General features: G+C 41.8%; 14 protein-coding genes. 2 read left to right on the top strand and 12 right to left on the bottom strand.

What is annotated here, in order from left to right; translation table 11 throughout:
* Positions 1-506: 506 nt before the first annotated feature.
* From lysS to pth, 12 genes are all read right to left on the bottom strand, one after another.
* Entirely contained in the window at positions 507-2,000 is a 1,494-nt protein-coding gene (gene lysS, locus EKM98_RS10830; RefSeq protein WP_164512704.1) for a lysine--tRNA ligase, read from the bottom strand.
* Positions 2,001-2,107: 107 nt separating this feature from the next.
* Positions 2,108-3,127, bottom strand: a complete 1,020-nt coding sequence (gene dusB / locus EKM98_RS10825; protein WP_125982603.1) for a tRNA dihydrouridine synthase DusB — start codon at positions 3,125-3,127, stop codon at positions 2,108-2,110.
* A 384-nt stretch (positions 3,128-3,511) separates the two neighbouring features.
* Positions 3,512-4,405 (bottom strand): Hsp33 family molecular chaperone HslO, encoded by an 894-nt coding sequence (hslO, locus tag EKM98_RS10820; protein ID WP_125982602.1) that lies wholly within the window; start codon positions 4,403-4,405, stop codon positions 3,512-3,514.
* Between the two features lie 152 nt (positions 4,406-4,557).
* Positions 4,558-6,672 (bottom strand): ATP-dependent zinc metalloprotease FtsH, encoded by a 2,115-nt coding sequence (gene ftsH, locus EKM98_RS10815; protein ID WP_125982601.1) that lies wholly within the window; start codon positions 6,670-6,672, stop codon positions 4,558-4,560.
* A gap of 93 nt (positions 6,673-6,765) precedes the next feature.
* Positions 6,766-7,308 carry a hypoxanthine phosphoribosyltransferase gene (gene hpt, locus EKM98_RS10810; protein ID WP_125982600.1) on the bottom strand — a complete coding sequence of 181 codons (543 nt, stop codon included), beginning with the start codon at positions 7,306-7,308 and terminating at the stop codon, positions 6,766-6,768.
* Positions 7,309-7,321: 13 nt separating this feature from the next.
* Entirely contained in the window at positions 7,322-8,683 is a 1,362-nt protein-coding gene (tilS, locus tag EKM98_RS10805) for a tRNA lysidine(34) synthetase TilS (protein WP_225418571.1), read from the bottom strand.
* 415 nt (positions 8,684-9,098) lie between these two features.
* Positions 9,099-9,581 (bottom strand): S1 domain-containing RNA-binding protein, encoded by a 483-nt coding sequence (locus EKM98_RS10800; protein WP_125982599.1) that lies wholly within the window; start codon positions 9,579-9,581, stop codon positions 9,099-9,101.
* 82 nt (positions 9,582-9,663) lie between these two features.
* A complete protein-coding gene (locus EKM98_RS10795) occupies positions 9,664-10,065 on the bottom strand; it encodes an FtsB family cell division protein (protein WP_125982598.1) in 402 nt (133 codons plus the stop codon).
* Positions 10,066-10,286: 221 nt separating this feature from the next.
* Positions 10,287-10,550 carry an RNA-binding S4 domain-containing protein gene (locus EKM98_RS10790; protein WP_068222740.1) on the bottom strand — a complete coding sequence of 88 codons (264 nt, stop codon included), beginning with the start codon at positions 10,548-10,550 and terminating at the stop codon, positions 10,287-10,289.
* Between the two features lie 21 nt (positions 10,551-10,571).
* Positions 10,572-12,143, bottom strand: coding sequence for a putative polysaccharide biosynthesis protein (locus EKM98_RS10785; protein WP_125982597.1), 1,572 nt, complete (start codon positions 12,141-12,143; stop codon positions 10,572-10,574).
* Positions 12,140-15,670 (bottom strand): transcription-repair coupling factor, encoded by a 3,531-nt coding sequence (gene mfd / locus EKM98_RS10780; RefSeq protein WP_125982596.1) that lies wholly within the window; start codon positions 15,668-15,670, stop codon positions 12,140-12,142. Before mfd ends, EKM98_RS10785 begins: the two co-directional genes overlap by 4 nt.
* Before the next feature lie 9 nt (positions 15,671-15,679).
* Entirely contained in the window at positions 15,680-16,246 is a 567-nt protein-coding gene (gene pth / locus EKM98_RS10775) for an aminoacyl-tRNA hydrolase (RefSeq protein ID WP_125982595.1), read from the bottom strand.
* A 333-nt stretch (positions 16,247-16,579) separates the two neighbouring features.
* On the opposite strand from pth, the gene EKM98_RS10770 reads away from it, so the two are divergent.
* Both EKM98_RS10770 and EKM98_RS10765 read left to right on the top strand, forming a co-directional pair.
* Positions 16,580-17,551: an L-lactate dehydrogenase gene (locus EKM98_RS10770; protein WP_125982594.1), complete on the top strand. Its 972-nt coding sequence runs from the start codon at positions 16,580-16,582 to the stop codon at positions 17,549-17,551.
* A gap of 228 nt (positions 17,552-17,779) precedes the next feature.
* Entirely contained in the window at positions 17,780-19,144 is a 1,365-nt protein-coding gene (locus EKM98_RS10765) for a L,D-transpeptidase family protein (RefSeq protein WP_125982593.1), read from the top strand.
* The last annotated feature ends 130 nt before the right edge of the window (positions 19,145-19,274 follow it).

Below are 19,274 nucleotides of genomic sequence, written 5' to 3'. Positions count from 1 at the left end.
ATTCAATCAATATTCAAGTTTACTTAACGCGACAACTTTTATAGTTTAGCAAGAATCTAATTTGTTGTCAAGAACTTCTTTTAAAAGTTCAAAGCAACTTGCTCAGTCGTTTTGACAACAGGGATAACTATACCAAGTTTTTTAGTATTCGTCAACAATATTTATTTAAAAAAATAAGACTATTTCAAAGCACAAACAATTGTCTCTCAATATGCATAAAAGTTCGCTTTTTTAATATAAATTCGTTCTATTTGGTCCATTTTCCTCTATTAAGTTGCATTCGGCCACTGCTTAATTAATGGCAAAATAAAAAGAGGCTTGGAAGTGAACCCCCGGTATTAGACTAAAATCTAATATTGGGGGTTCACTTCCAAGCCTCTTACTGTTTCTGATCATAACTCTAGAACGTACGCCAAAAGTCTAAGTTCACGTGCCTCAATTCAGTAACTATAGTACGGTTATTGAATTAGCTATAGTTACGCAGTGAACTCAAAACCGACTTTTGTCTATAATTCATCATCCGTTAAAGTTTTTTCAGGTCGCATTGTCGGGAACAACAACACATCACGAATTGAATCAACATCGGTCAATAACATTACTAAGCGATCGATACCGATACCCAATCCACCAGTTGGCGGCATACCATACTCTAATGCCTCAACGTAATCTTCATCAATCCCATGTGCCTCATCATTACCTTCTTCGCGTTCCTTGGCCTGCGCCTCAAAGCGTTCACGTTGATCAATTGGATCATTTAATTCAGTAAAGGCATTCGCGTACTCACCACCATGAATAAATAATTCAAAACGACCAACAAAACGTGGATCTTTAGGATCCTTTTTAGCTAATGGTGAAATTTCAATTGGATGTCCATAAATGAACGTTGGTTGTGTCAGTGTTTCTTCAACAAAAGTTTCAAAGAAAGCATTGATAATATGCCCAACCGTCCACCACTCTTGATACTCCACGTGATGCTCATCAGCTAATTTTTGTGCATCCGCAACGCTCATCTTTGGCCAGAAATCAACACCAGTCTGTTCTTTAATGGCGTCAACCATGTGAATTCGTTTAAATGGTTTATCAAGATCAATTGATTGACCTTGATACGTTATTTGGCCAGAACCATTTACTTTTTGAGCAGCAAAACGGAAGATGCCTTCTGTTTCGTCCATCACATCAGTTAAGTCCCAGTAGGCTGCATATGTTTCTAACATCGTAAATTCAGGGTTATGTCTTGTATCAATTCCTTCATTCCGGAAAACACGTCCAATTTCGTAGACCCGCTCCATGCCACCAACAATTAGGCGCTTCAAATGAAGTTCCAACGCAATTCGCAAATAAAGATCAATGTTCAACGCATTATGGTGCGTCGTAAATGGTCGTGCCGAAGCGCCCCCTGCTTGCGTATGTAAAACAGGTGTTTCTACTTCAGTAAACTCATGTTGATCTAAGTATTCACGAACAGCACTAATAATGTGACTTCGTTTCATGAACCGATCAAAACTTTCCCGGTTTGAAATCAGATCCAAATAACGCTGCCGGTACTTCTGCTCAACGTTTTGGAGACCATGGTACTTATCAGGCAGTGGACGTAGGGCTTTAGTGAGAAAAGTTACGTGATTAGCCCGAATAGTTAATTCACCAGTATCAGTTTTCATGACACTTCCGGTAATTCCCATGATGTCGCCAATATCAGAGCGTTTAAAGATATGGTAATTTTCTTCACCGACCTGGTCTTTACGTACGTAAACTTGAATTCGACCATCGCGATCGGCAAAATCAGCAAAACCAACCTTACCCTTACCACGTTTAGTCATCATTCGACCCGCAATTGTAACAACATGCTCTTCTTCTTCAAGCTGCTCTTTAGTTGTCTCACCGTACTTATCGTGCAATCCTTGTGTCATTGCATCACGTTCAAAACGGTGACCAAAAGGATCAATGCCCTCATCACGTAGCTCTTGCATCTTCTGCCGGCGAACGCGTAATTGGTCATTCATCTCATTTGGCTTTTGACCCTTATTTGCCAATTAAAATTCCTCCATTCAACATGCTTCATTACTTATCTTGCCAATTTAGTCATGAAAAAGCAAGTGCAAACTCACGATTACACTTGCTTAGCTTTTAAATAAGCCGCCTTTTCTGCCTCACGCTGTTCTGCTTTTTCAACGAAATCATCAAAAATAGTATCTACTTCTTGTTCCGTTTCGGCCTTATTAACAGCGACCTTAGTTTTAGCCGCTCGGGGAATTCCCTTTAGATAGTAGGCAGAAGAGGTTCGAAATTCATGAACGCCAATCTTTTCACCTTTCAATTCAACTAACCGATCCAAATGGAGTTTGGCCGTTTGAATCTTTTCCCTTGGTGTAGGCTCTGGTAGTAAAACACCATCCCGTAAATATTCATTTGTTCGCTTAAGAATCCAAGGATTGCCTAGAGCAGCACGACCAATCATCACTGCCGTCGCACCAACCTCATCAAGCATTCGTTTTGCATCCTCAGGCGTTCGAACATCACCGTTTCCCATAAATGGAATCGTCAGATGATCCCGAACATCCTTTAAAATATTCCAATCAGCGTGCCCGGTGTACATTTGTTTGCGGGTTCGGCCGTGCATAGCCAGCGCTGAGGCACCAGCTTTTTGGGCCGCAACGGCATTTTCAACGGCAAAAATATGATCCTCATCCCAACCAGTTCGCATCTTAACCGTTACTGGTTTGCTAACGGCGGCCGTTACTGCAGCCACCATTTCGTATACTTTATTGGGATCCAGTAACCATTTAGCGCCAGCATCAGTCTTAACAACCTTGTTCACAGGACAGCCCATATTAATATCAATAATATCAGCCGTGGTGTGTTGATCCACAAATTCTGCGGCCGCAACCAAAGTTTCCTTAGTACCACCAAATATCTGAACACTGACCGGGTGCTCGTTGGGATCGACAAAAAGCATGCTCATCGTCTTTGCGTTATGGTGCATAATACCACGGTCACTAATCATTTCGCAGACAACCAAACCAGCGCCAAATTCACGACAAGTTAAACGAAAAGCGGCGTTCGTTATGCCCGCCATTGGTGCCACAACAACTTGATTTGGAATTGTGACGTTACCAATTTTCCATTCCATAAATTTCCCACCTTATTTAAAACTACTCGAGTTTAAAACATCTTACGTATAATAACACAAATGCTCATTTGACAAAAGAAGTCAGCTGGAAGTGTCTAAAATAGCTAATCTAAACCTGATTCTATTCCCAAATTCAAATGCGGCTCAAAATAACTTACCGCTACATTAAAAGAATTTAACAACCGCAAACAAATTAAGATCTTTAATAAAAAGGGGCCGGACAAAAGTCCAAGCCTCTAATTGTTTCCGAAAATCACTCTAGAACGTGCGCCAAAAGTCTGGGTTTACGTGCCTTAATTCAATACCCACAGTACGGTTATTGAATTGGCCTACGTTACGCAGAAAACCCAAAACCGACTTTTGTCCCACTTCTGACTTTGGTCTCTAGTTATTCTTCTTTGCCTCAGCAGCCGTTTTTAACGTTTTTAGTTCGGCAACTGAAAATTCATATTTATTACCACAAAATTGGCACACAGCCTCTGCGCCACCGTCCTCATCAATCATTGCTTGAATTTCATCCGGATTTAAACCAGCAATCGATTTACCAAAACGGGCCTTTGAACAGTCACATTTATAGGCAACCGGCAGTTTTTCAATGATTTTTAATTGATCGCCAAAAATATCGGTTAAAATTGCTTCCGGTGTTTTTCCAGCACGTAACAGATCCGAAACCAATGGCAACGCCTTTATTTTCTTCTCCAACTCTTGTGCAGTTGCGTCAGTCGCACCAGGCATCATTTCGATTAAAAAGCCACCGGCCACATCAATCGAATTATCCGGTTTAACAAAGACAGAAACCCCAATGGATGAGGGAATTTGTTCAGAGGCAGCCATGTAGTAAGTAAAATCATCACCTAACTCCCCTGAAACAATTGGCGTTTGCCCGGTAAACGGCTTACCCAGCCCCATATCCTTAGTCACCGCAATCGTCCCATTTTTACCAACCGCACCAGCAACATCGATATGGTGCTTCTTGTTCAACGGCAGGTGAACGTGTGGATTCTTCGCGTAGCCTTTGACCGTGCCATTAGTGTTACCATCCGCAACAATTGCACCCACTGGGCCGTCACCCATCACTTTTACTGTCATTTTTTCAGAACCTTGCAGTCCCGCCGAACTCATTAAAAGTGTTGCAATAAGCGTTCGACCAAGTGCCGCCGAAGATGCACTCCAGGTACCATGGCGCCGCTGTGCCTCCGCGACCAGTTGACTAGCATCAACTGCGTAAGCACGAACTGTATCATTGTACGCTAGGCTCTTAACTAAATAATCCGCCATCTTTAATTCCTCCATTTATTTATTTCGATTTATCCTTGTCTTGCAAAATGACAACGCAGTAACATAAGAAAAGAGTGCGCCAAAAGACATTTTTCCGCTAGCAAATCTAGCCAGAAAGTAAGTTGCCTTTTGTCCCACTCTTTATAAATCAGTTAATCATCTTGCTGATCATCTTTTGGTGCTTCACTAGTTGGTGCTGCATCGGCCGATTCAGGACCAGCTGACTCAGGTTTACTAGTATCATCGGAATTATCCGTTTGATCATTTTTCTTTTCCTCAGCTTGTTTTTCAGCATCTTGTCGTTCCAATTCTTTCTTGGATTCTTCAAAGGTTGCTGCTTTCTCACTAGGAAATTCGCTGGAGCCACCCTTATTTGGCATAACACCATCTTTAAATAGGCTCATGATTTGCTTTTCATCAAGTGTTTCGTACTTGAGCAAACTTTCAGCAATTAACTTATGCTGTGCACGATGAGATTGAATAATGTCGTAAGCACGTTGATGTGCTTCGTTCATAATTCGCCGAACCTCATCATCAATGGCGGTTGCAGTTGCTTCAGAATATGGCCGTACACCAAATTCTTGTTGCTGCATTGCACGACCCTCGTACTGAATATTACCCAATTTAGAGCTCATCCCGTACTGAGTAACCATTGAACGAGCGAGAGACGTTGCCTGTTCAAAGTCATTAGAGGCGCCAGTTGATTGCGTACCAAAGATAATTTCTTCGGCCGCTCGACCACCAAGTAAACCGACAAGTTGTTCGTTCAATTCTTTCTTAGTCATCAAGAATTGATCTTCCCGTGGCAACATAATAGCATAGCCACCTGCACGCCCACGGGGAACAATCGTAACTTTACGAACAGTTCGTGAATCACTGAGCACCATACCAACAACTGTATGACCTGCTTCATGGAAAGCAACCATGTTACGCTCTTTAGGACTGATAACCCGATCACGTTTAGCCGGTCCGGCAATAACGCGGTCCTCTGCTTCATCAACATCAGAAGCATCAATCTTTTGTTTACCACGACGCGCAGCAACTAAAGCAGCTTCATTAAGCACATTTTCTAGATCGGCACCCACGAAACCTGGTGTTTGCTGAGCAACTACCTTTAGATCGACATCGTCAGCAAACGGCTTGTTTTTAGCATGAACCTTTAAGATTGCCTCACGACCCTTAACGTCAGGACTACCAACTAAGATCTTCCGGTCAAAACGGCCTGGACGAAGTAAAGCTGGATCCAAAACATCAGAACGGTTAGTTGCGGCAATTACAATGACACCTTCATTACCTGTAAAACCATCTAATTCAACCAATAACTGGTTCAATGTTTGTTCACGTTCATCGTGTCCACCACCGACACCACTGCCACGTTGGCGACCTACGGCATCAATTTCATCAATAAAGATGATTGCGGGTGCATTTTTCTTAGCCTGTTCAAATAAATCACGAACACGGCTAGCACCAACACCGACGAACATTTCAACGAAGTCAGAACCTGAAATTGAGAAGAATGGGACGCCAGCTTCACCGGCAACAGCTTTGGCAAGTAAAGTTTTACCAGTACCAGGCGGTCCCTCTAAAAGTACCCCCGCCGGAATTCGCGCCCCTAAGGAAACAAACTTCCGCGGATCTTTCAAGAATTCAACAACCTCAACTAATTCCTGCTTTTCTTCTTCCGCACCTGCGACGTCAGAAAAACGTACTTTGTTAGCTTTTTTATCAGCTGGTTTTACCTTGGACTTCCCAAAATTCATAACTCGATTGTTGCCACCGCCACCTTGACCTGATTGGCTCATCATCATATAGAAGAAGAAGATGAACATTACAATTGGTAAGGCATATAGTAACATCTGAACCCAAAAGCCGCTGGATTCTTCCGCTTTAGTATTCATAGTGACATTGTTTTTAGAAGCAGCCTGCGTCATTTGTGATACTTGAGAATCACTATCAAGCATAGTTGTTGTGAAGCTCTTAACGCTGGAACTGGAACTAGGAACAAGGCCAAAACCACCGCCAGTCGACTTCGACTTTTGTGCTTTACGGTATTCACCGGTAATCTTATAGACCCCGTTATTTGGCTGAACACTAAAGTTTTTAATCTTGTTATCTTTTAACTGAGTGACAAACGCACTAGATTGAATTTCCTTTGATTGCGTGTTGGACTGTCCATTCGTAAAGAAATAGATAACACCCATCAACGCGAGGAAGATAACAATGTAAAATAGACTGTTACGAAAAAGCCCATTTTTCTTATTATTCATATGTGACCTCCGTTCCCGTTTTCTTTTTATAGAAATGATAACTTGTCATATCATTTACTAATTGATAATAGCATAACTGACTTTCATTGACCATTATTTCGTCTGATAAACGGAAGATTTTAAAATGCCGATATACGGCAGGTTACGGTAGTGTTCGGCGTAATCTAAGCCGTATCCAACTAAGAATGCATTGGGTACTTTAAAACCAGAATAATCAACGTGCACTGGTACAACTCGTGTTTCTGGCTTGTCCAATAACGTACAAATTTTAACCGATCTTGCTTTGCGATACTTAAACAGATCAGCGATGTAATTCAACGTTCGCCCAGTATCCACAATATCCTCAACAATTAAAACGTCACGGTTTTCAACACTTGTGTCTAAATCCTTAACGATTTTAACTTCACCTGAAGAAACTGTTGCGCCACCGTAACTTGAAACATCCATAAAATCAAGCTCAACGTGAGTATCAATTTGGCGAACTAGATCAGCCATAAACAAAATGGCACCCTTTAAAACACAGACAACTAGGGGATTCTTGCCGGCGTAATCAACCGTCAATTGTGCGCCAAGGGATTTAGTGACTTCAGTAAGTGCTTTTTGATCGTATAACACCTGCTCAATATCTTGATGCATAAACGAACTCCTCTCAAATATTTCTCAATACAAGTCTGTAATGTATTTTATCAGTTTGTATTTGATTAAACAATTGTGATTTTTTTAAATTTAATAGCCATAACCCTTTATTTTGAGCCGTTGTGACGAACCAAAGTCGTTCCCGTTTTTCACTTGGAACTTTTTCATTAATCAATAGTCGTTTAACCGACTGGTGACCAGTTTTTATAGCTAATTGATCACCTGGTTGCCGGTGACGCACAATTAACGGTAATTCCGTTGGTGCCAGATAAACCGATAATACATCATCACCGGGTTTCAAAGCTGCTTGTTCCGTTACTAGTCCAAGCTGCTGCCGATCAACTTGCTGCCACTGACCCACGGACAATTGGTACACCGCCGATTCAGGTACTTTCGCCGTCTGCCTCAGCCTTAATCCGAATAAATCATAGCTTCTTTCAAACTGCCATGAATTGGCCAAGTCAATCTGGGTCTGGGGGTTAGTAACCGATGAAATTGCCCGTAATAATTGCTGCTTTTGACCCTCATTAACAGTGACCCCTCGCTGAATCAAGCAACGCTCAACAATTCGATCTAATAACAATACCTGCTGATCAGTTGAAAAAGATTTAAAGGCGCTTACCTTACCCTGGAAGCCAACTACACTGAACTGGCCAATTCGTTGCAATTGTTCATCGGTAAATTGTTGCGTCACTCGGAGCAAACGCTGCAGGCGCTCCGAAAACGCAACTGCGTGCGCCAACACTTGCCGATTATCTTGCTTTAAAACGGGCACAATTTGATGACGAATTTGATTACGCATAAAGGTCAAATCATTATTCGTCACGTCATCAAAATATTTGATTTGTTGCCGATCCGCATAATCTCTTAACTCTTGTTTTGAAAAAACAAGTAGCGGCCGCATTAGCTTTCCGCTGGCAAAAGTACGTTGACTTCTTATCCCGGTCATCGTTTGAATATCACCACCGCGAACCAAGTTCATTAAAATTGTTTCCAATTCATCGTCACCATGGTGTGCCGTTAATAAGACCGAATAGTGGTGTTGCTGCATAATATCTGCGAAGAAGCGATAACGAAACTGCCTTGCCGCTTGCTCAACTCCCGTCAGCGGATGGTCTACCCAATGCGTTTTAAAAAGTGGTAATTGCTGTCTTTGACAATAATCAGTTAAAAATACTTCTTCTTGCTCACTTTGTTGCCGTAATTGATGATTAACATGTACAACACCAATTTTTGGTCGCAAATTTAACGGTAAGCGCTGTAGTAGTGTTAATAAGACCATTGAATCGGCCCCAGTCGACACTGCCACTAAAACACGTTGACCTGCCGACCAAAAATGATTTGTTTGAACGTGCTGCTGAAAGCGTCGTTCCACGATCTACCTCCTACATTTATAAGAGTGTTGGAAAAAGCGGTTAGCTTCCGAGGATTACTAACGATGTCGATCGGACTAGGATAAAACGAAGTCCGAATCGAAGTCCGAATCGAAGTCTAGATTGACGAATTATCTGTGAAACAGATGATTTGGCGATCGTAACTAAGCACAGGAAGCTGCTTTTTCAAACACGTTTATCCTAAATTAGTCAGATAAACACTATTTTCCAAACACAATCCAGCCCACCTTCTTAGCCCAAAATTTGGCCACTTTAGAAACCGGACTTCTTCTACAACTAAAATAGTGGATCAAAAACACTGGTCATTAGTATTAGTGATCTCATAATCACTAACCGAGCCCTAAGACTCGTTGTCTAAGTACACAGAGTTTCTTGATCCACTCACATTTTTAAGAATTAACTGCGCCGGCCACCACGACCACCGCGTTTACCTTCAGTATTTCGTTTTAAGTCAGTTAAACGTGACTCACTGTCTTTAAGGAAGTTTGACAATAAATCGTCAAAGTCTTCTTTCTTGTTTTCTTGGAAATGTTTTCGGCCACCACCACTGTTACCGTGGCTCTGAGAACGACCATTGGAACCTGAATGATTCGCATTATGATGATTTTCATGATTATGTTCTGGACGACGTTCTGTCGCTGGCTTATCAACTGCATGTCGAATTGAAAGCCCGATCTTGCCGTCATCACCAACCGACATAACTTTAACCGTTACCTCATCACCGACAGATAACACATCATGAATATCTTTGACATAACTATCAGAAATCTCACTGATATGAACTAACCCAGTTTTGTGGTCACCCAAATCAACAAAGGCCCCGAAATTCGTTATCCCAGAAACTTTACCAGAAACTTTAGCTCCGACTTCAATTGCCATAAAAAAGTTTTTCCTCCTTAGATCATGTAGCTATAAGTATAGCATAGGTCAGCAACAGTGCAAGCGTCAACCTCTTAACAAACTATTTTCCCGGGATCGTTGCCGCTTTATCAGTCGGTAAACTGTAAATTGTTTCGTTTCCTTTTGAATAATAATATTTTTGGCGAATGACCTTCTGTAAATAATCATTATTTTGCAACTGCTTGACTTGTAATTTTAAATCTGCCTTATTTGTTTTAACTTGCTTTAACTTTGTGGACTGCTGTGCTACTTGGTGATTTGTCTGCGCCAACGTTTGATTAGCCTGATAAATTTGAAAGCCACAAACCGCTAAAATAACAACCAACAAGCCTAATAACAACGTAATCCGTCGTTTATGTACTTTTTTTACGTGTTCCAAGTACGCCGCCTTTTGTTGTCTAGCACCAGCCAACTTTTGGTATGGATTAACATTATCTGCAATTGGTCGTCTAGATTGTAGCATACCCAGTCCTTCTTTCTAAAAAGTCATCGTTAAAACTTAAAGCTGTTTCACACCTAATCTTGTAAAATATTCCGGAAAATTAATGTTAAAGCCCAGTTTGTTAATAGTTAAAATTCAAGTGGCTTTTTAACTATTTCCCAATAAAAAAGCCCTAACAAAAGCGCGTAATTATACTGAAAGTATAACAAGCTTTGTTTGGGCTGTCCATGGATTATTCGATTTTAATAAATTTTTTCAAATGTTTCTGACACCGTCTCGTAAAGCTCCTCGGCCGCATCCTTTTTGGTTGTATCCAGCAATTGCTTTACTTTAACCGTCAACGTTTTGTTTCCAAACTTAATGGTTAAAACATCCCCCACTAAAACATCAGTGGATGATTTAGCAACCTTATCATTAACTTTAATTCGTCCTTGATCGGCGATATCTTTAGCTACCGTTCGCCGCTTAATAATTCGCGAAACTTTCAAAAATTTATCTAAGCGCATAATCTTTCCTCATTTCTTAATTTATTTCCGACTTAAGAATTTTAAATACCGTCTTCCTAATGGTAACGCAAGCCACTCACGAATACTAAATAAGTGACCGACAGTTGCTAACAAAACGAAAATAATACCGCCAATCAAAACAGCTAGCAGTGTTAGTAAGCCCGTCAGTAAACGCCCAGCAGCCAATTCGTTGATCACCCACCTTGTGCTTGGACCAATGACCAACATCATCACAAAACAGATTGCTACTAGTTTAAACATAAACTGCCGGGCAACTAAAGCACGGCGTAATTGATAATCTGATTGCCACCAAATTAAACAAAATGTCACCACTAACGCCATAACCGTCACGGCACTTGCACCAGTGATTCCCCATCTAAACGTCGCCCAACGATTCAACAGTACTTTTACAATTACACCAAGAAAAAGTGCAATTGTCGTTAGGTGGTACTGATCTTGACTCTGAAGAACACTATTATAGGTACTGATTAGGGCAACAAAAATAATACTGAGTAGGTATAAACCGATTGCAAGATCCCCTTGGGTACTCCCAAATAATAGTCGATTAATACCGGGAATTAGCGCAATTAAACCTGCTGTTGCCGCAACCGATAACGCAAAGCTCAAATGAATCATCGTGCTGGCCGTTCGGTAAAAACTAGTTATTTGTCGTTGCTGACGCGCCTTCGTTAAGCTTGGTAACAACGTTGAAGAAAACGAGGTCGCCACAACGAGACCAAGTTGAACTAATGGCTGCCCCCGATCGTAAACACCCTTTAAACTTTTGGCCAGTCCTTGACTAACACCGCTAGCAACAAGTCCGTTTTTAACGGTAAAGGAGTCGACCAACTGCAGCAATATGATCATGGCCGAAAATAAACAGATCGAGCCACCTTCTAACAAAAAACGTTTCAGCAAATAACGGTAAGAAATAGTGGCATTGGGCCCGGTTAATTTTGTTTGTTGCCGCCGAATAAAATAGGCCAAAACGCTTGCTGCCGCTAATGCACCAAAAAGCGCCCCGCTCATTGCCCAACTGCCCATTTTATAAACTGACCAGCCTTGCTTAACGGCTAAATAGGCGGCAATTAGGATAACACCAACGCGCACGAGCTGTTCGGCGACTTGAGAAATAGCCGTTGGTACCATTTCAAATGTCCCCTGAAAATAGCCTCGGCTAACAGCCAAATAAGGCATGGCGAGAAACATAAACGAAACGGTTAAAATAAGTGGCCTTAATTGGCCATCCCCCATTGCCACCGCAATTTTTCCGGCACCCAACTGTAACCCTAAGAAAATAACAACGGACAGTCCTAGCAAAAGCAGTCGACTCTGTTTTAATACTTGCCGCCTGGCTAGTGGTGTCTTTTGTTCCGCAACTAATTTTGAAATAAAGACCGGCAGCCCTGATAAGGCAAACGTCATCCCAATACCATAAATCGGATAAATCTGTTGATAAACGTAAAAGCCAGTGTTACCTACCAAGTTTTGGAAAGGAACCCGGTAAATTGCGCTTAAGATTTTAGCAATCAGCGAAGCCGCAGACAAGATTAATGCACCACGCATAACGTGCTTCATTTGCTGATTTTTCATTCACTTTCAACCTTTGTTTCTTCTTGAGTGAAAACCGCCAGCCCTTCTAAAAATTGGTTTAACTCTTTCATCCAATCCTTTTGCTGCATTCTTGGCTGAATAATTAACGTAATCACTAGTTTGCCATCCGTCATTTTAACTGTCGCCCGCAATTTGGTTGCCGCTAAGGCTTTGAAAACATCTTCTGGCTTAATCTTTTGGCTACCCTTTGGTGACAAAGTAACTTTAATTTGATCGTCAACTTGGCGAACACGTTCAACCAGCGCACGATCGGCATTTAATTTCAGTGCGCCCACGTTTAAGAGATTAGTGACCTCAATTGGGTAATCACCAAAGCGGTCAATTAAATCAGATTCCAATTCTTGAAGATCATCCTGATTGGCCATTTCCCGAACGCGCTTATAAATTTCTATCTTTTGGCGTTCATCTTCAATGTAAGTACCCGGCAAGTAAGCCTCAACCTTCAGATCAATTTCGGAATCAGTCTTAACGGTTTGCTTTTCACCGCGTTTCTTAGCAACTGCTTCAGATAGCATCTGTGAATAAAGGTCGTACCCAACTGAATCGATAAACCCATGTTGCTGTTTGCCCAATAAGTTACCAGCACCACGAATTGAAAGATCACGCATGGCGATCTTAAACCCAGAACCAAGCTCGGTAAAATCTTTGATTGCAGCCAACCGTTTTTCACTTAATTCGGTCAACACCTTATCCTGTTTATACATAAAATAGGCGTAACCAACCCGGCTACTTCGACCAACTCGACCACGTAACTGATAAAGCTGTGCTAATCCCATGTGATCGGCATTTTCAACAAATAACGTGTTCACATTAGGCATATCAACCCCATTTTCAATGATGGTTGTGGTGACCAAAACATCATAGCCACCGTGAACAAATTCATACAACGTGTTTTCCAATTGGGTTTCCGTCATTTTGCCGTGGGCATAGGTAATGGTCGCATTAGGCACTAAGGCCTGAATATTCGCAACGGTTCGTTCAATGTCCTCAACACGATTGTGCAAGTAAAAGACTTGGCCGCCGCGATCAATCTCCCGTTGAATCCCCTCCCGGATTGCCCCGGCATTTTGTTCCATGACGTAAGTTTGGACCGGGTAGCGATTAGCGGGTGGTGTTTCAATAACCGACAGATCACGGACGCCTACCATTGACATGTTCAAGGTTCGCGGAATTGGAGTTGCCGTCATGGTCAATACATCAACGGAGGCACGCATTTCTTTTAAACGTTCCTTAGCCTTAACGCCAAAGCGCTGCTCCTCATCGACAATTAACAGGCCCAGGTCTTTGAATTCAACGTCCTTCGATAAAATACGGTGGGTACCGACAACAACGTCAGCCTGACCACTTTTAATGTTCGCTAAAGTAGCGTTAATTTGTTTACGCGTTCGAAAACGCGACATCAATTCTACTTGAACCGGAAAATTGCTAAATCGTTCCAGCATCGTATTGTAGTGCTGCTGCGCCAAAATGGTTGTTGGTACCAGAAAAGCGGCCTGCTTACCATCTTGAATCGCCTTAAAAATAGTGCGAATTGCAACTTCAGTCTTACCAAAACCGACATCCCCAACCAACAAACGATCCATTGGTTTAGTTCGTTCCATATCATGCTTAATTTCGGCAACACTTCGCAACTGATCATCCGTCTCAGTATAAGGAAAAGCATCTTCGAACTCTTTTTGGTAGGGATTGTCCCGTGAAAAGGCGTACCCTTGTTCGGCCTCCCGTTTAGCGTAAAGTGCGATTAACTCATCGGCAATATCCTCAATCTTTTCAGAAACTCGCCGCTTAGTCTTAGCCCACTCGCCACCACCAAGTTTATTGATTCGTGGTGTTTTTCCTTCAGCGGAAACGTATTTTTGAATTAAATTCAGTTGTGTTACCGGAATAAAGATCTTCGCGTTGTCCTGGTATAGCACCGTAATGTAGTCTTGATGCGCTCCGTCAACTTCCAACGTTTGCATGCCAACATACTTACCAATTCCGTGATTAACGTGAACAACGTAATCGCCAGGATTTAGTTCGTTATAACTCTTGATTCGCTCTGCGTTGGCCAACGTTTGGCGGCGAACGCGCTTTTTGACAACCTGATTAAATAACTCTTTTTCCGTCACAATCGCTAGGTTGGCCTCTGCCAATTCAAAACCATTTTGTAAAGTTGCGGCCACAATTTGGACAATACCGACTTCTAACTGATCGGGCTGGGTCAAAACTGCTTTAATTTTAAAATCGCATAAAGTCTGACTCACCCGTTCCCGCCGTTCGTCATCACCGACCATGACAACAACCGTCCGTTTTTCAGTCTGCCACCGATCTACCTCTGCTTTGAATAACGGCATTTGGCCAAAAAATTGCTGCATATTCCGATTTTGAACGTCAAAAATATGATCTAAGCGTAAATTGCCCATTCCTTTTTGAAATAATGAAAAATAAATGTGCGTGTGGTGACTTTTCCGCAGCAAACTGGCCAACTCATTACCAAACGTCTGCGTGTGCAAAACCCGGTGTTGACTTAATTCCTCGGTAAACCACTGGGCCGTATCGGCCGCTAAATTTTTCTCCGTTTCTGCCATTCGTGGATAATCATCTAAAATCAAGTAACCCTCCGCAACCAAATAATCAGCTAGAGTTGTCTTCTGGCCATAAATCAAATCACGGTAACGATTCAGATCTTCAGTTAGATTTCCCTTTTCAAAGGCAGTCAAAACGGACGCAAAGTTAGTCGCCAATTCTTGCTGCTCGGTGCTATCCTTTATTGTTGCCAGCTCAGCCTGATAGGCCTTCTTCAATTTTGGAGCAGCCTTTTTCAATAACGCTGCTGGCGCAACAAAATCAGTTGCCGGTAAAATCGTAAATTGCTCGATGTTCTCCAAGCTGCGCTGCGTGCTGGCCTCAAAGTACCGCAATGAATCAACTTCAGTATCAAATAAATCAATTCGAACAGGATTTTCAGCATTTAACGGATAAACATCAATAATATCACCACGCATGGCAAACTCGCCAGGCTTACCGACCAATTGTTCTCTGGTATAGCCGGTAGCAACAAGTTGCGCCCGCAATTTTTCTAAATCAATTTCGCCACCAACTTTGACTGGAATTGCACTTTGTTGCCAAACTGCAACGGGAGGCAAGTACTGCCGCATTCCTGAAAGAGAAGTTACCACAATTCCTGCCTTACCCTGGGCCAAAAAGTTCAGCGCTTGAACACGTTCACTGCGGTATTCCGGTGAACTCGTTGCAACTTGGGCGGCCATCACTTCATCAACTGGGAATAATTGAACGGATTCATCTGGTAATAGATTGGTTAAATCATCAACCAATTGACTGGCATTATAAGAACTGTTTGTCACAACCAACAATGGTTGCATTTTTGCCCGCACTAAACCCGCCAAGACCAAGGTTCTTGCAGAATCCTGTAGTCCGGTAACTAACTGCCGACTATCGGGCTTAATTTGGCCCAACCAATTACGAAAGGTTGGTGCTTGTAATAGAAGTTCCGTTAAATCCATAAACAGTAACTATCCTTTCCGGTTGTATTGATTCATGATTTGCATAAAATCTGGTTCGGCCGTCCAACTATCGACTGCCTCACTCGCTTTTTCAATACTTTCATCAATTAAAGGCCGAACAGTCTTGGCAAATGGCGTTAGTACCCAATCCACAACTGTTCCCCGTCCTGGATGATCCGTTCCAATTCGAATTCGATTGAAATTGCTTGTTCTCAAATAGCTGATCATGCTCTTAATCCCGTTATGACCACCGGCGGAACCATGTTGCCGTAACCGAATTTTTCCAGCCGGCAAATCCATATCATCATAAATAACCAGTAGTTCATCCAATTGCACTTGATAATAAGTCATTAGCGGCTTAACTGCCCGTCCCGAATCATTCATGTAAGTTTGCGGCTTGACCAAAAACACCTTTTCACCATTTAAAAAGAAAGTACCGTAATTGGCCTCAAATTCATTTTTATTTAAAGTGACGCCGTGTGCCTTAGCAATTGAATCAATTGTCATAAAGCCAACGTTATGTTTTGTTCCTGCATACTTTTTGCCTGGATTTCCCAGACCAACAATCATTTTCATTAGTTCTACTCCTTCTCAATCTTATAATCTCCATTTTGTGTTACCGTAAAAACTTATTGGCGCAAAACGCCCACTTGGTATTCGTCAAAAACCATGCCCTAAAAGCACGGCCTTAAATGACCTCATTAGACACGAAAAAGGTACGTAAACCTAAAACGCACCACGTCATTTTTAACTTCAGTTATTTATCCCGGACTATTATAGCATAGTCCGTAAATTTTCCCCGCCAACAAAATTATTCCTTAATATTTTTTCAAAGACAAAGCGCTTACATTTGTGTTAATATAACTAATGTAATAAAAATTTTTCTGCATACGAAAGGATGATTTTATCGTGGCAACATTTAAACATCAAAAAGTTCTTCTTGTCGGTGACGGCGCTGTTGGTTCTAGTTACGCATTTGCTTTATTAACCCAAGGCATCGCACAAGAAGTTGCAATCGTTGATATTGCTAAGGAAAAGACTGAGGGAGACGCCGTTGGCTTATCCCACGCGTTACCTTGGAATTCACCTAAGAATATCTATTCAGGTAGCTACGCCGATGCGAAGGATGCTGATCTTGTTGTGATCACTGCTGGCGCGCCACAAAAACCTGGTGAAACTCGTTTAGATCTTGTCAGCAAGAACCTAAAGATTTTGAAGTCAATTGTTGATCCCGTTGTTGAATCTGGTTTTGACGGTATCTTCTTAGTCGCTGCTAATCCAGTTGATATTCTCACCTACGCTACTTGGAAGCTTTCTGGTTTCCCTAAGGAACGTGTTATTGGCTCCGGTACTTCGTTAGACACTGCTCGTTTACGCGTGGCCGTCAGCGAATTGGTCGGCGTTGAACCTCGCAGCGTCCACGGTTATATTATGGGTGAACATGGTGATTCTGAATTTGCCGTTTGGTCTCATTTAAGCTTTGGTGGCCTACAAATGCACGAATGGATGGAAAAACATCCCGAAGTCACCCAAAAGAAATTGGATGAAATCTTCGTTAGTGTTCGCGATGCAGCCTATGATATTATCAATAAAAAAGGTGCAACTAACTACGGGATTGGTGCCGCTTTAGCTCGTATCACTAAGGCAATTTTCGATGATGAAAATACTATTTTACCGTTATCCGTTTATATGGACGGCGAATATGGCCTGCATGACCTTTATATTGGGACACCAGCCGTCATCAACCGGAATGGTTTACAACAGATCATCGAATTACCTTTATCCGATCGTGAAGCAAGCGAAATGACTAAGTCAGGTGCAGCACTTAAAGAAATTGCTGACAAAGCCTTCAAAGAAAACGGCATTGAATCACGTCAATAATTAACTATTCAATCCGTAAGAAGCTTAGGCCTATACCTAAGCTTCTTTTTCTTGCGTAAATTACTTTGGTCCACCTTCAAATGGCCGCTTAAACATCAAAAGAACGGTACTTTTTTCGATGTTTAAAGCGATCGTTACTAAAAATTAAGGTCAACTGTCTTTTCTTTCCTTCCCTTTTTGGGTAGAATAGGGAAAGTTACTGGTCACTATCATAGGGGGGACGACCACATGAAAAATCGTAACCGCATTTTAGCGGTGAGCTTAGTTGTCGTTATTTTACTTGGCATTTATATTGTCAAGGGAATGCAATACCGCAATACTTTTCTACCGCGAACTAGTGTCGCTGGGTTAAGTATTGGCGGTAAAACAACAACGCAGGCTAACACAGCACTTAAAGAACATTTTCATAATCAAAGTTTTACGTTTATGGATGGTACTAAAAAAGTTGGATCATTTAAAGGCAAGGACGCTGGTGTAACACCAAATTTCAAGGAAAGTTTAACAACTTTACAGGCTAGCCAAAATCCTTGGCTGTGGCCACTACACCTCCTCACTGGTGGTAACGTCAGTGCTGAACAAAGTCTGGATTTAAATAATCAGACTTTTAACCAATTCTTTAATACAACTAACGAACAGTTAAACAAGGGGCGCAAGGCGAGTCAAGATGCGACCGTTGCTAAACGCAACAATGGCTTTGTTGTTACTAAGGCCGTTTATGGTAATCAACTAGCTAGCGCCAAATTAAAGGCAAGTATTAAATCTAGTTTGACTAGCGGCAATACAACGGTGCAACTTAAGAATGATTACACCAAACCGGCCGTTACTGGTTCGGCGGCCCAATTAAAGACTGCAAAGACCAAATTGGAAAAGATCCACGCAGAAAAGATTACTTATAAAATTAATGGTAAAACACTTCAAGTTCCAGCAGCAACGATCTACGATTGGGAAACTTATAACAACGGGAAAGTCGCTGTAGATACCGCTAAAGTTAAACAATATGTGGTTGGACTAAATAATCGCTATGCCACTTACATTAAATCAATCGAATTCAATAGTACCAAGCAAGGCAAAGTAAAAGTGCCCGCTGGTAACTATGGCTGGAGTATTAAGACCAGCAGTGAGTCCGCGGCCCTAGCCAGTGAAGTTTTAAAAGAAAAAGATTTCACCCGTGAACCTGTGACGGTTGGGATTGGTTACGGTAAGGATGGCATCGGTAATACTTACGTTGAAGTTGATAAATCCGCGCAACACATGTGGGTTTATAAAAACGGTAAATCGGTATTAGATACTGATGTTGTCACTGGTAAGCCTGGTCAAGACACGCCATCTGGTGTTTACTTTGTTTGGAACAAGCAACGTAATACTAAGTTGACCGGTAAAAATGACAACGGCTCAGCTTACTCTTCGGCCGTTAGTTACTGGATGCCAGTTGACTATACTGGTGTCGGTATCCATGATGCCTCGTGGCAACCAACATTTGGTGGCGATTGGTACAAAACACACGGTTCCCACGGCTGTATTAATACACCACCAACAACGATGGCAAAAGTTTACGCTGATGTTGCTTTAGATACACCAGTTATTATTTTCTAGCAGAAATTATCTAGAACAGTCAATTAGAATTTTAAAGCAGTGGCAGTAAAGACTGGCTCTCTGTCAAATCCTGTTGATAGCCAATTTTACAGCGTTAGAAGTTAGGCAACTTCTAATGCTGTTTTTTTAT

Source organism: Loigolactobacillus iwatensis (assembly GCF_003950295.1).
GTDB classification, from domain to species: domain Bacteria; phylum Bacillota; class Bacilli; order Lactobacillales; family Lactobacillaceae; genus Loigolactobacillus; species Loigolactobacillus iwatensis.
This window is presented reverse-complemented; position numbering and strand designations above follow the sequence as displayed.

Bases quoted from the DNA above. Each gene is read 5' to 3' on its own strand.
- lysS (WP_164512704.1), bottom strand. From the start codon at position 2,000: ATGAATGACCAATTACGCGTTCGCCGGCAGAAGATGCAAGAGCTACGT.
- dusB (WP_125982603.1), bottom strand. From the start codon at position 3,127: ATGGAATGGAAAATTGGTAACGTCACAATTCCAAATCAAGTTGTTGTG.
- hslO (WP_125982602.1), bottom strand. From the start codon at position 4,405: ATGGCGGATTATTTAGTTAAGAGCCTAGCGTACAATGATACAGTTCGT.
- ftsH (WP_125982601.1), bottom strand. From the start codon at position 6,672: ATGAATAATAAGAAAAATGGGCTTTTTCGTAACAGTCTATTTTACATT.
- hpt (WP_125982600.1), bottom strand. From the start codon at position 7,308: ATGCATCAAGATATTGAGCAGGTGTTATACGATCAAAAAGCACTTACT.
- EKM98_RS10800 (WP_125982599.1), bottom strand. From the start codon at position 9,581: ATGGCAATTGAAGTCGGAGCTAAAGTTTCTGGTAAAGTTTCTGGGATA.
- EKM98_RS10795 (WP_125982598.1), bottom strand. From the start codon at position 10,065: ATGCTACAATCTAGACGACCAATTGCAGATAATGTTAATCCATACCAA.
- EKM98_RS10790 (WP_068222740.1), bottom strand. From the start codon at position 10,550: ATGCGCTTAGATAAATTTTTGAAAGTTTCGCGAATTATTAAGCGGCGA.
- EKM98_RS10785 (WP_125982597.1), bottom strand. From the start codon at position 12,143: ATGAAAAATCAGCAAATGAAGCACGTTATGCGTGGTGCATTAATCTTG.
- mfd (WP_125982596.1), bottom strand. From the start codon at position 15,670: ATGGATTTAACGGAACTTCTATTACAAGCACCAACCTTTCGTAATTGG.
- pth (WP_125982595.1), bottom strand. From the start codon at position 16,246: ATGAAAATGATTGTTGGTCTGGGAAATCCAGGCAAAAAGTATGCAGGA.
- EKM98_RS10765 (WP_125982593.1), top strand. From the start codon at position 17,780: ATGAAAAATCGTAACCGCATTTTAGCGGTGAGCTTAGTTGTCGTTATT.